The organism is Shewanella indica, assembly GCF_002836975.1.
GTDB lineage: Bacteria > Pseudomonadota > Gammaproteobacteria > Enterobacterales > Shewanellaceae > Shewanella > Shewanella indica.
Window position 1 is genome coordinate 26,063 of sequence record NZ_NIJK01000024.1, and the last position, 11,318, is coordinate 37,380.

10 protein-coding genes are annotated in these 11,318 nt (G+C 52.6%); 5 read left to right on the top strand and 5 right to left on the bottom strand.

Translation table 11 applies throughout. The annotated features are described in order from the left end of the window. Positions 1 to 221: 221 nt before the first annotated feature. The gene (locus CX650_RS05855; protein ID WP_071475606.1) at positions 222 to 1,124 is read right to left on the bottom strand and encodes a DMT family transporter; all 903 of its coding nucleotides are present in this window, start codon (positions 1,122 to 1,124) and stop codon (positions 222 to 224) included. A gap of 304 nt (positions 1,125 to 1,428) precedes the next feature. On the opposite strand from CX650_RS05855, the gene dnaK reads away from it, so the two are divergent. Further along, positions 1,429 to 3,342: a molecular chaperone DnaK gene (gene dnaK / locus CX650_RS05860; RefSeq protein ID WP_039033622.1), complete on the top strand. Its 1,914-nt coding sequence runs from the start codon at positions 1,429 to 1,431 to the stop codon at positions 3,340 to 3,342. 90 nt (positions 3,343 to 3,432) lie between these two features. Next, on the top strand, positions 3,433 to 4,563 hold the full coding sequence (dnaJ, locus tag CX650_RS05865) for a molecular chaperone DnaJ (RefSeq protein WP_039033623.1): 1,131 nt from the start codon (positions 3,433 to 3,435) through the stop codon (positions 4,561 to 4,563). Positions 4,564 to 4,746: 183 nt separating this feature from the next. Here the strand turns inward: dnaJ and CX650_RS05875 are convergent, their stop codons facing one another. The 4 genes from CX650_RS05875 to CX650_RS05890 all read right to left on the bottom strand — a co-directional run bounded on the left by CX650_RS05875 (position 4,747) and on the right by CX650_RS05890 (position 8,516). After that, a complete protein-coding gene (locus tag CX650_RS05875; RefSeq protein WP_071475605.1) occupies positions 4,747 to 5,169 on the bottom strand; it encodes a MarR family winged helix-turn-helix transcriptional regulator in 423 nt (140 codons plus the stop codon). Between the two features lie 149 nt (positions 5,170 to 5,318). Beyond that, a complete protein-coding gene (locus tag CX650_RS05880) occupies positions 5,319 to 7,442 on the bottom strand; it encodes an FUSC family protein (protein WP_101095267.1) in 2,124 nt (707 codons plus the stop codon). 1 nt (position 7,443) lies between these two features. After that, positions 7,444 to 8,307, bottom strand: a complete 864-nt coding sequence (locus CX650_RS05885) for an efflux RND transporter periplasmic adaptor subunit (RefSeq protein WP_101054045.1) — start codon at positions 8,305 to 8,307, stop codon at positions 7,444 to 7,446. A gap of 8 nt (positions 8,308 to 8,315) precedes the next feature. Then, positions 8,316 to 8,516 (bottom strand): DUF1656 domain-containing protein, encoded by a 201-nt coding sequence (locus CX650_RS05890; RefSeq protein WP_101095268.1) that lies wholly within the window; start codon positions 8,514 to 8,516, stop codon positions 8,316 to 8,318. A 246-nt stretch (positions 8,517 to 8,762) separates the two neighbouring features. Here CX650_RS05890 and CX650_RS05895 point away from each other — a divergent pair, with 246 nt between their 5' ends. The 3 genes from CX650_RS05895 (at position 8,763) to dapB (ending at position 11,214) form a co-directional block, all read left to right on the top strand. Continuing rightward, entirely contained in the window at positions 8,763 to 9,557 is a 795-nt protein-coding gene (locus CX650_RS05895) for a M48 family metallopeptidase (RefSeq protein WP_101095269.1), read from the top strand. Between the two features lie 161 nt (positions 9,558 to 9,718). Continuing rightward, positions 9,719 to 10,336 (top strand): BamJ family beta-barrel-assembly machinery protein, encoded by a 618-nt coding sequence (locus CX650_RS05900; protein WP_039033627.1) that lies wholly within the window; start codon positions 9,719 to 9,721, stop codon positions 10,334 to 10,336. Between the two features lie 59 nt (positions 10,337 to 10,395). Next, positions 10,396 to 11,214 carry a 4-hydroxy-tetrahydrodipicolinate reductase gene (gene dapB, locus CX650_RS05905; RefSeq protein WP_101095270.1) on the top strand — a complete coding sequence of 273 codons (819 nt, stop codon included), beginning with the start codon at positions 10,396 to 10,398 and terminating at the stop codon, positions 11,212 to 11,214. The last annotated feature ends 104 nt before the right edge of the window (positions 11,215 to 11,318 follow it).

Genomic DNA, 11,318 nt, shown 5'->3' on the forward strand with positions numbered 1-11,318 from the left:
TAGTTTACAGAAATTCAATCGGCTATCGGTTCTTGGGGTAACGGATTGTGAGGCTAAAAAGCTCCTTCTACGGCATTACCTTTATGTGCCAGTTTACCCGACGCTTACTGTATGAGGCGGTTCCTGGGTATTGGGCCATCATCAATTTCCAACATTAGACGAGTTGCACAGATAAGGCCGAGAATCTTCGTTGCCCTTAAATAATGGCTGAATATGGCGTATCACACTACCTTCATTTTCGGTGCCTTGGGTTTCAGCACTTTCTGTATCAAGAGGGCTGACAGGATAAGTCCCATACCGACCAGAGTCGCCAGAGTGATGGCTTCTTTCAATATCAGCGCAATAAACACCATGGACATGAGTGGCGTCAGAAACACCAGATTGGTGATGCTGGCTGCCCGCTCTGTGGTTCTCAGTGCCATTAGCCAGAGCACAAAGGTGACGCCCATTTCAAATAGCCCCACATAGACACCGGCTCCCAGCGCTTGCCAATGCAAAGAGGGCAGACTTTCTGTTGTCAGCAGGGTGATGGTTATCAGCGGTAGACTCACCAAAAAACTCAGCAATAGGCTGACAATGGCATCGCCCTTGTCTTTGGTGTTGATGATCCAATATAGGCACCATAGCAGGGTACTGGAGAGTGCCAGCAGAATACCGAAGGGGTTTTCAAAGTCCATCGATAACAGATTACCGCCGGTGGCTATCACCAGTACTCCAAAGTAGCCGGTGATGGCCGCCAGCATGTCGCTGAGTTGCAGCTTTTGCTGCAACATGGGGGCGGCAAGCAGTGGCAACAGTACCGCCCAGGTGTAGTTCAGCGACAGCGCCTGCTGCGCCGGCAAGAGATCATAGGCTTTGAACAGCACCAGATAATATAGAAATGGATTCAGTATTCCGGTTTGCAGATAAAACCAGGGCCGGGCGCGAAACTGCTGCTTTAATAATGTGAGTTTCCCCTGCCAGGCAAGAATAAGCCCCAGACAGATGGATGAAGTGATAACGGCAATAAACACCAGTTGCAACGGCGAGAAAAAGCCGAGGGCGATTTTAAAGGCGGTCGCAACAGTGGACCAGAGGAATACGGCGGCCATTCCGTAGATCAGGGCCAGCTGGGATTTTTTCACTTTAGAGGTCTCTGTTTCTACTCTTGTTTTATGGCTGGTTCTGCCACGGTCGCAATCGACACTATTTTATTCAGTACTGCTAAACAAAAAAAGATCTCCGGCACCGACGATGCGTAAAAAGATTGTACAAAAAAATCTATTTTTTTCTTCCTGGCCCTTGTAAAGCAGTTTTACGCCCCTATATAGGGGGTAAGGCAAGATTGGGGGCCATCTACAACGGGCTTGAAAACAGCGAGTTTACCCCCCATATCTGAAATCAGATAAACATATTCAGTTCGAAAGAAAAGATTTTTCGGAGGACCTCATGGGTAAAATTATTGGTATCGACTTAGGCACAACAAACTCTTGTGTAGCTGTCCTCGATGGTGACAAGGCTCGCGTATTGGAGAATGCCGAAGGCGATCGCACAACACCTTCTATCATCGCCTTCACTGAAGACGAGACTCTGGTAGGTTCACCTGCAAAGCGTCAGGCTGTGACTAACCCTGCCAACACTTTCTTTGCCATCAAGCGTTTGATTGGCCGTCGCTTCACTGACGATGAAGTTCAGCGCGACGTCAGCATCATGCCTTTCAAGATCATCAAGGCCGACAACGGCGATGCTTGGATTGAAAGCCATGGCAAGAAGATGGCACCTCCTCAGGTGTCTGCCGAAGTATTGAAAAAGATGAAGAAAACTGCTGAAGACTTCCTGGGTGAGCCAGTGACTGAAGCGGTAATCACAGTACCTGCTTACTTCAACGATTCTCAGCGTCAGGCCACCAAAGATGCCGGCCGTATCGCGGGTCTGGAAGTAAAACGTATCATCAACGAGCCAACTGCTGCGGCACTGGCCTATGGTATCGACAAGAAGCAGGGCGACAACATTGTTGCTGTATATGACCTGGGTGGTGGTACTTTCGATATCTCCATCATCGAAATCGACAGCAACGACGGCGACCAGACTTTCGAAGTACTGGCAACCAACGGTGATACTCACCTGGGTGGTGAAGACTTCGACAACCGTCTGATCAACTACCTGGCTGACGAATTCAAGAAAGAGCAAGGTCTGGATCTGCGTAACGACCCTCTGGCTATGCAGCGTCTGAAAGAAGCTGCCGAGAAGGCCAAGATTGAGCTGTCCAGCACCACTCAGACCGAGGTGAACCTGCCTTACATCACTGCTGATGCGACAGGTCCCAAGCACTTGGTGGTTAAGATCACCCGTGCCAAACTGGAATCTCTGGTTGAAGACCTGATCCAACGCTCACTGGAGCCTCTGAAAGTGGCTCTGGCCGATGCCGACCTGTCAGTGTCTGACATCAACGAAGTGATCCTGGTGGGCGGTCAAACCCGTATGCCTAAGGTTCAGGAAGCGGTAACCAACTTCTTCGGCAAGGAACCACGTAAAGACGTGAACCCTGATGAAGCGGTAGCCGTAGGTGCTGCGATTCAAGGTGGTGTACTGGCCGGTGACGTGAAAGACGTATTGCTGCTGGACGTAACTCCTCTGTCCCTGGGTATTGAAACCATGGGCAGCGTAATGACCAAGCTGATTGAGAAGAACACCACTATTCCTACCAAGGCGCAGCAGACCTTCTCTACAGCAGACGACAACCAGAGCGCAGTGACCATTCATGTGCTGCAGGGTGAGCGTAAGCAAGCCAGCGCCAACAAGTCACTGGGTCAGTTCAACCTGGAAGGTATTGAGCCAGCTCCACGCGGCATGCCACAGATTGAAGTGACTTTCGACATCGACGCCGACGGTATTCTGCACGTGTCTGCCAAAGACAAGAAGACAGGCAAAGAGCAGAACATCACCATCAAGGCCTCTTCCGGTCTGTCTGATGATGAAGTCGAGAAAATGGTTCGCGACGCCGAGGCTCATGCCGAGGAAGACAAGAAATTTGAAGAACTGGTCAGCGCCCGCAACCAGGCTGACGGTCTGGTACACGCCACCAAGAAACAGGTGGAAGAAGCCGGTGACGCTCTGGCAGCAGACGACAAGGCCAAGATCGAAACCGCTATGGCTGCTGTAGAAACTGCCACCAAGGGTAACGACAAAGAAGCTATCGAGAAGGCGACTCAAGAGCTGATAGAAGCTTCTGCCAAGCTGATGGAAATCGCTCAGGCCAAGGCACAACAAGGCCAAGGTCAAGGCGAAGCCCAGAGCAGCAATGCCCAGGCCGATGACGTTGTCGATGCCGAGTTCGAAGAGGTTAAAGACGACAAGAAGTAATTGGGTGGTAACACTCGATTAATTCCGGCGGGCGTTACGGGGCAACCCTAACGCCCGCTTGTGTGAATCCAGCTTGGAAAGCGTGAGATTATGTCAAAGCGAGATTATTACGAAGTATTGGGCGTCGGTCGCGACGCCAGCGAGCGGGAGATCAAGAAGGCCTATAAGCGCCTGGCGATGAAGTATCACCCTGACCGCAATCCGGGCGATAAGGCGGCCGAGGCCAGCTTTAAAGAAGTCAAAGAAGCCTATGAGATCCTGACCGACGAAGACAAAAAAGCTGCCTATGATCAGTTTGGTCATGCCGGGGTTGACCCTAACCGTGGCGGTGGTGGTTTTGGTGGCGGCGCTGATTTCGGTGATATCTTTGGTGACGTGTTCGGGGATATCTTCGGTGGTGGTCGTCGCGGCGGGCATCGTCAAGCTGCCCGTGGTTCAGATCTGCGTTACAACCTGGAACTGTCGCTGGAAGAAGCGGTGCGTGGTATTACCCGTGAGCTTAGGATCCCAACCTTGGTTAGCTGTGATCTCTGTGATGGCAGCGGCGCGAAGAAGGGTACCTCGGCAACCACTTGTGGTACCTGTCATGGTGCCGGTCAGGTACAGATGCGTCAGGGTTTTTTTGCTGTGCAGCAACCTTGTCCTACCTGTCATGGTCGCGGCAAGATCATCAAAGAACCTTGCAGCAAGTGTCACGGTGATGGCCGCATAGAAAAGAGCAAGACACTGTCGGTGAAAATTCCGGCCGGTGTCGATACCGGCGACCGTATCCGCCTGGCCGGTGAAGGTGAAGCCGGTGAATTCGGAGCCCCGGCGGGGGATCTCTATGTACAGGTTACTGTGCGCGAGCACCCGATCTTTGTCCGTGACGGCAATAACCTTTATTGTGAAGTGCCGATATCCTTCGCCAAGGCCGCCCTCGGCGGTGAAGTGGAAGTGCCGACACTGGATGGTAAGGTCAACCTGAAGATCCCGGCGGAAACCCAGACCGGCCGCATGTTCCGCATGCGCGGCAAAGGGGTTAAGTCGGTGCGCAGTCACGCGGTTGGCGATCTGCTTTGCAAAGTGGTGATGGAAACGCCGGTGAACTTGTCCGAGCGTCAGAAAGAGCTGCTGCGTGAATTTGAAACTTCAGTCACCGGCGCATCCAAGAAACATAGCCCCAAGGCTGAAGGCTTCTTCGATGGAGTGAAAAAGTTCTTTCAGGATTTGAATAGCTAACCGGCGCTCTACCGAAACAAAAAACCGATGCTCAAGGCATCGGTTTTTTTTGGGGTCATACTTGAGCTGGCGTGAATGTCGCACTCGATACTTATGCTGTTGCTGCGGTTTCCGGCCGCGGATTTAAGCACTTTTAGAATAGCAATGTTCAGAGTTACTGTCTGGTATTCAGAGCCCTGATATTCAGGCACCCAGCTTATGGAGCAGGCTTAGCCACAGTTGTTGCTCTTGCTCACTCAAGCGTGACATAAACTCATCGGCGACTTGCTGAAATGATACCTCGGCCTCAGTAAAAATCTTAGTGCCCGCCGGTGTCAGGGCTACCAGGCTGACTCTGGCATCACGGCTGGCGGTTTCCTTTTCTACCAGACCAATTTTTTCCATTGGGTTAAGCAGGCGGGTGATCCCCGAAGCGCTGAGCCCGGCACCCTGGGCCAGGTCGATCCTTCTGAGTTTATTGCCCTCGGCCTTTGCCAATTGTCTCAGTACCAAAAACTCGCTGAAGCTGATACCGTGCAGCGACAACCTGCCTGCCAGACTGCGTTGCAGTTGACTGTGCATCTCGGTTATAGCAAGCACAATGCTTGTCGTTATGGGTTGTGTCATCTGTGAAACCTCTGGAAACGAAATTAACTTGACCAATGCTTTATCAATACTTGATTGTGCAAGTATTAGCCTATTTGCTTGAGCGGTCAAGTAGTTTGCAAGTTTTTATCGGGTTGGATGACTTTTGGCGCTGAGCTTCAGGTCTTTGCCTAAGGCTTTTGTTCGGAAGCAGACTCTTGCCCTTGCTTTGGCGCAGACTCAGCTTGGGTTACGGGTGCATTGGCATTGCTTATCATGGCGGAGCTGCGCTCAAAGGTCATTATCAGGCGCTCAAACATCCCCTGAACCATTTCCAGTTGCTCCTGTGTCAAACCATCGGTTTGCAGCCGGGCTAAAAGGCGTTCGCAACTGCTACGGAAATCAGGTGGGTTTTCGCCGCGGGAACAGAAGATAAAGGCGTTGGCGAGCGCCAGTTGCCAGTCTTGCAGTAGTTCGTCGAGTTGGCTGTCGCTGATGCTGGCCAGCAGGCGGCGCAGACGCATTGATACATGGCCCAGGTTAAGGCCGGTGAGGCCTAAGTCGGTCAGGGTTCGGTTGCTGCTCTGGCTGCTGCGTTCATAATTGGCCAAGCGCAGCAAGCGATCAGCCATACGGGCATTAAACCAGTCTTCAGGCTTGTCCTGTTTGACCATCTCAATCAGATCTTTGCGGGTGGCGTTGAGTAGGCGTTGCTGCATCATTTTGACCCCGGGCTCAGTCACCAGCTTAAACAGCCAATAGAGGATGCTGACGCCGACAAAGATGGCCATCGCCTTGCTCAGGGTGTTGTCTACGGCAAAAGCCTGGCTCATGTCTTTGCCGGGGCTGACCAAAATAGCAAATGGGATGCAAAATCCAAGGCCGTAGGGCAGGGTGGCCTGATTGGCCAGGGCCATCAGGCCAATAAAGAAGGGGCCTGCCAATACCAACAACATGATCTCAATATCGCCGCTGCTTTGGGCCAGTAGTCCGAGGGCGTAAAATATTGCGACAGGAATGGCTATCATTACTCCTATCAGTAGTCGCCGCAGGATCATGCTCAAAAGGGGTAAGGGCAGTCTGGCCATCATGATGGAGAAGATCACCGGCATAGTCATTATCATCAGGGCCGCACTGGAAGCGGTGCCAATCCACATCCCGGCACCTATCAGGAAAATCAGCATGGTTCTGACACCCGTGATAAGCCCCAGTAGGGGATCTCTGTGGGTCTGCATCGCGGGAGCATTGAGCAGCGTTTTATCCGGTGACTCCAATGCCTTGAATGCCCGCAGCACCAGCACCAAATCGCTGGCCAGCTCCGAGGCGGTTTTCAGCAGCCGCGATTCCAGTGGGCTGATACAGGTATGAGTGTTGCGAAAGTGGATGATTTCGCGCCTTTGCCTGTGTGCCAATTCATAACAGAATTGGAAATCGTCCGACTCGGACATCGCCTTGAAGTTGCTTTTTAGGGTACGGATTAGCCCTGAGAGAGTGCTTGTCATCAACTCTTCGTGGTTACGCTGCAAACGGCCGAATATCTGGATCACGGCGAGCAATGATAACACCTTGTTGAATAACAAATTGGCCGCACGACTGCGTCCCGGGCCTTCCGGACCCTCGTAGCTGAGAGCGTTGGCATCGTCGCTGGCTGCTGCCAGTGATTCGAGAATCGCGTCTATCTGATTATGGCGATTTTCATGGGAGCCGTTGAGATCCAGCTCCAGTGTGAGGTATTCCAGGGTTTGGTTGACTATTTTACGGGTTTGTTTTTGTAGCCCTTCGGTGACTCTGACTGGCCACAGCAACTGGCTCACCAGAGTGGCACAGATGGCACCGACTATAATTTCGCTGACCCTGGAGTGGGCGACGGCGAAGATGGTTTCACTGTTTGCTGTAGCTGGGCTTACCATCACCAAGAGCACAATAAGGCAGGGGGTGATCCCCGCCATGGCAAAGGCGTAGACAAAGTTGATATGGCGTACCATGGCCGACAATGCAGAGTTGAGCCCCAACCACAGCGCCAGGGTGAGCATGGCCAGTTCGGGGGCACCGTAAAAAATGCTGAGAATAGCTATGCCGGCAACCCCGCCTACCAGGGTGCCTATTATCTGGCAAAGACCTTTTTCCAGCACCAGGCCACTTTCGGGGCGCATCTGCAGGAATATTGCCGATACCAGCGCCCAGTAGGGGCGCTCCAAGTCCAGATAGAGCGCCGCCGTCAATGCCAGTGCCATGGCAATCACCCCTTTGGTGGCGAAGATTAGCGTGCGCTTGTCCGGGGTCAGAAATACCGCCAGCGTGGGAGATAGGGGCATATTATTTTTCGGCTTGCAGTTGGATGGAAACCGTCAATCCGGCGCTGAGTTCATGTTGTTCCGAAGCCGGGTCCAGCTTGATATCCACAGGGATCCTCTGCGCTAACCTGACCCAGTTGAAGCTCTGTTGAATTTGCGGCAACAGTTGACCATTGGCATTGGTATTGGTATCGGCAATTGCTTTGCCTATGCTGATCACTTCGCCCCTGAGCGGCTCGCCACCGCTCATTAGGCTGATTTTGGCCTTTTGGCCTACCTTTATTAATGGCAGCTTGGTTTCTTCAAAGTAACCTGTGACATAGAAAGAGCCTTGTTTAACCAGAGATAATACCGCCTTGCCCTGGTTAACATAGTTGCCCCGACGCAGGCTGAGGTTGATTATGGTGCCATCGGCGGGGGAGTGAACCTGAGTGCGCTGCAGATCTATTTTGCTGCTGTCGAGTCTGGCCTTTGCCAAGTTGTAGCTGGCTTTGGCCAACTCTGTGTTGATCCGTGCAGTTTCCAAATCCTCTTCACTGATCACCTCGCGGCCGGTGAGATTCTTGCGCCGTTCATATTTGTGCTTGGCCAGTTCCCATGCATGTAGCTTGTTTTCCAGCTCGGCGGCCAATTCGGTACTGGCGGCTTGATAACGGGTATCGTCCACCTTAAACAGCAGATCGCCACGTTTGACTTGTTGGTTATCTTTAACATTCAGTTGAGTGACCCAGCCTGAGACATCGGCCGAGAGGGTAATGACTTCGGCCCGCACCCGGCCATCACGGGTCCAGGGGGAATAGAGGTAGTGATTCCAAATCCAATATCCGGCCACTAAGGCAGCCAGCACGAGAAGCAAGGTAATGGAGATGCGCAGTACTTTTGCCATGATAAGTGTCAACTCTCAAACAGGTAGATAATCAGTGCCAGATAGCACACGAACAGGGCGACTTCGAACCAGACCACTCGCCAGATTTTTGTGTACAGTCCGGTCCAGTGAAGAACCAGTCTGGTCAGAAACCAGAGTGCGAGCGCAAGAGGTGCGAAGAGAACCAAAGGACTGAACAGCAATCCCCCCAAGGCTAATTCTTCAAGCATTGTATGAGTTGGAACCTATAAAAAGACGTTTGGTAAAGAGTAACTTATAAGTGGATAACGGCGTTTGCCGTATCCATGTATCTCAATCAGTGTCGTGCCTGACAAGCCAGAGGTCAACTTTTTTCAAGCCTTGGCTGTACGCGCAGCTGGCTTTTGGCCGGCGGGATCATTGGCGATACGACAAGCTGTGCTTGCGTGTGACACTCAGGTAAAATCCAGGGAAACTTTATCACCGGAAGATAAAAGATGAATAACCGAATTTTCGGCCTACTTGCCATACTCTTTGTGGGAGCTCTTTCAGGCTGCTCCACTACTCAGTCGCCCACCGGGCGCTCGCAGATGTTACTGTTTTCGCCCGAGCAGATAAACCAGATGGGTACCGCCTCTTTCGAGCAGATAAAAGCAAAAGAGAAGCAGAGCCAGGACAAGGCCGCCAGTGCCTATGTTGCCTGTGTGGCGCAGCGTATTACCTCTTTATTGCCGCAACAACATTGGCAATGGGTACTGTTTGAGTCGGATCAGGTCAACGCCTTTGCCTTGCCTGGTGGTCATATCGGTGTCTATACCGGGCTTCTTAAGGTGGCCAACAATGAAGACCAACTGGCAACGGTAATCGGCCATGAGATAGCGCATGTGTTGGCGCAGCACGGTAATGAACAGGCCTCACGGGCCCAACTCAGCAATACCGGTATGCAGTTGGCCGGTACGGCGTTGGGGATGGGGCAAGTAGCCAATGCCGATCTTTACATGGCGGCCCTGGGGCTTGGGGTGCAGGTGGGCTATATCTTACCCTATGGCCGGGCGCAGGAATCCGAGGCCGATGTGATGGGGCTGGAGCTGATGGCCAGGGCCGGCTTCGATCCTGGAGCCGGGGTGACCTTATGGCAAAACATGGCCAAGGCGGGGGGCGGTCAGGGGCTGGAGCTGTTGTCGACTCATCCATCCAATGAGAACCGCATTGCCCAGTTGCGTGATTTACAAGCGCAGATGATGCCGCTCTATCAGGCGAGCAAGGGTAAATTTAGCTCTTGCCAAAAATGAGGTTAACAAAGTCGGCTTGAGGCTCGGCCTTCTGTCCATTTTGGCTTGAGACTCGGCGAATGAACAAAGCGTAAGGATACGAATAAGCGCAACACTTGAACCCGGATAAGTGTTACACTGTGCCGCGAAAAATTCACAGATAAACTGAGAGTAAACTGATTATGTCTGATAAGTTCACCAGTGTTGAACAACAAGCCAGCTACGGCGTAGGCCGCCAGTTGGGTGAGCAACTGGCCGCAAACTCTTTCGAAGGTCTGGATATTCCAGCCGTTCAAGCCGGTCTGGCCGATGCATTTGACGGCAAAGAGAGTGTTGTTTCCATGGAAGATATGCAGGTTGCTTTCTCTGAAATCAGCCGTCGCTTGCAAAAGGCGCAGGAAGAGGCTGCCGAAGCCGCTTCTGCCGAAGGTAATGCTTTCCTGGCCGAAAACGCCAAACGTGAAGGTGTGGTGACTACCGAATCAGGTCTGCAGTACGAAATCATCAACGAAGGCTCAGGCGAGAAGCCAAGCTATGATTCCAACGTTCGTACTCACTATCACGGTACCTTTATCGACGGTAAAGTATTCGACAGTTCAGTAACCCGTGGTCAGCCTGCCGAATTCCCGGTTTCCGGCGTGATTGCCGGTTGGACCGAAGCGCTGCAACTGATGCCGGTTGGCGCCAAGTACAAGCTGTATGTACCGCATCACCTGGCCTACGGCGAGCGCGGTGCCGGGGCGGCTATCCCGCCTTATTCCACTCTGGTCTTTGAAGTGGAACTGCTGGACATTCTGTAATACCAAAATCGCTTGAGTCTGACTCAGGCGATTTTTTTAGCCTGTATGTGGAGAAAGTTATGAGTGGACATGTCAGAGTTGCGGTTGCCGGAAGCAGCGGCCGTATGGGGCGTACCTTGATAGAAGCGGCCGCGCATTCCAGCCGGATCATTCTGGGCGCGGCCATCGAGCGCGCTGGCTCGACTCTGGTGGGAGTCGATGCCGGAGAGTTGGCCGGGGTCGGTTGTCTTCATGTCCGGGTCTGCGATAGCCTGGATCAGGTTGCTGATGACTTCGATGTGCTGGTGGATTTCACCAGCCCGGAAGGCACCCTCAGCAATCTGGATTGGTGCGCCCGCCATCATAAGGCGATAGTGATAGGCACTACAGGTTTCAATTCGGCGCAAAAGGCGCAGATTGAGGCCTTTGCCGAGCAGATCCCAGTGGTATTGGCACCCAATATGTCGGTTGGGGTTAACTTGATGTGGAAGCTGCTGGAATTGGCGGCGGAAGTCATGGGTGATTATACCGACATAGAGATCATCGAAGGCCATCACAGGCACAAGAAGGATGCACCTTCAGGTACCGCCTTGAAGATGGGGGAAGTGATTGCCAACACACTGGGGCGGGATCTGGAAAAAGTCGCCGTCTATGGCCGCGAAGGGATCACCGGCGAGCGTGAGCGCGACACCATAGGTTTTGCCACTATCAGGGCGGGCGACTTGGTGGGTGAGCATACCGCCATGTTTGCCGATATGGGCGAGCGTTTGGAGATCACCCACAAGGCTTCCAGCCGATTGACCTTTGCCAACGGTGCCATGCGTGCGGCACTTTGGTTGCAGGAACAAGATGCCGGGCTCTACGACATGCAACAGGTATTGGGGTTGAAACCCCTGTGACATTATTTAAAAAACCGCCAATCGGCTAATGCCGTTCACTTAGTGTGAACGGCATTTTTCTTAGGCTTAATGGGATACTTGTTTTTACTCATTTTTAACGCACG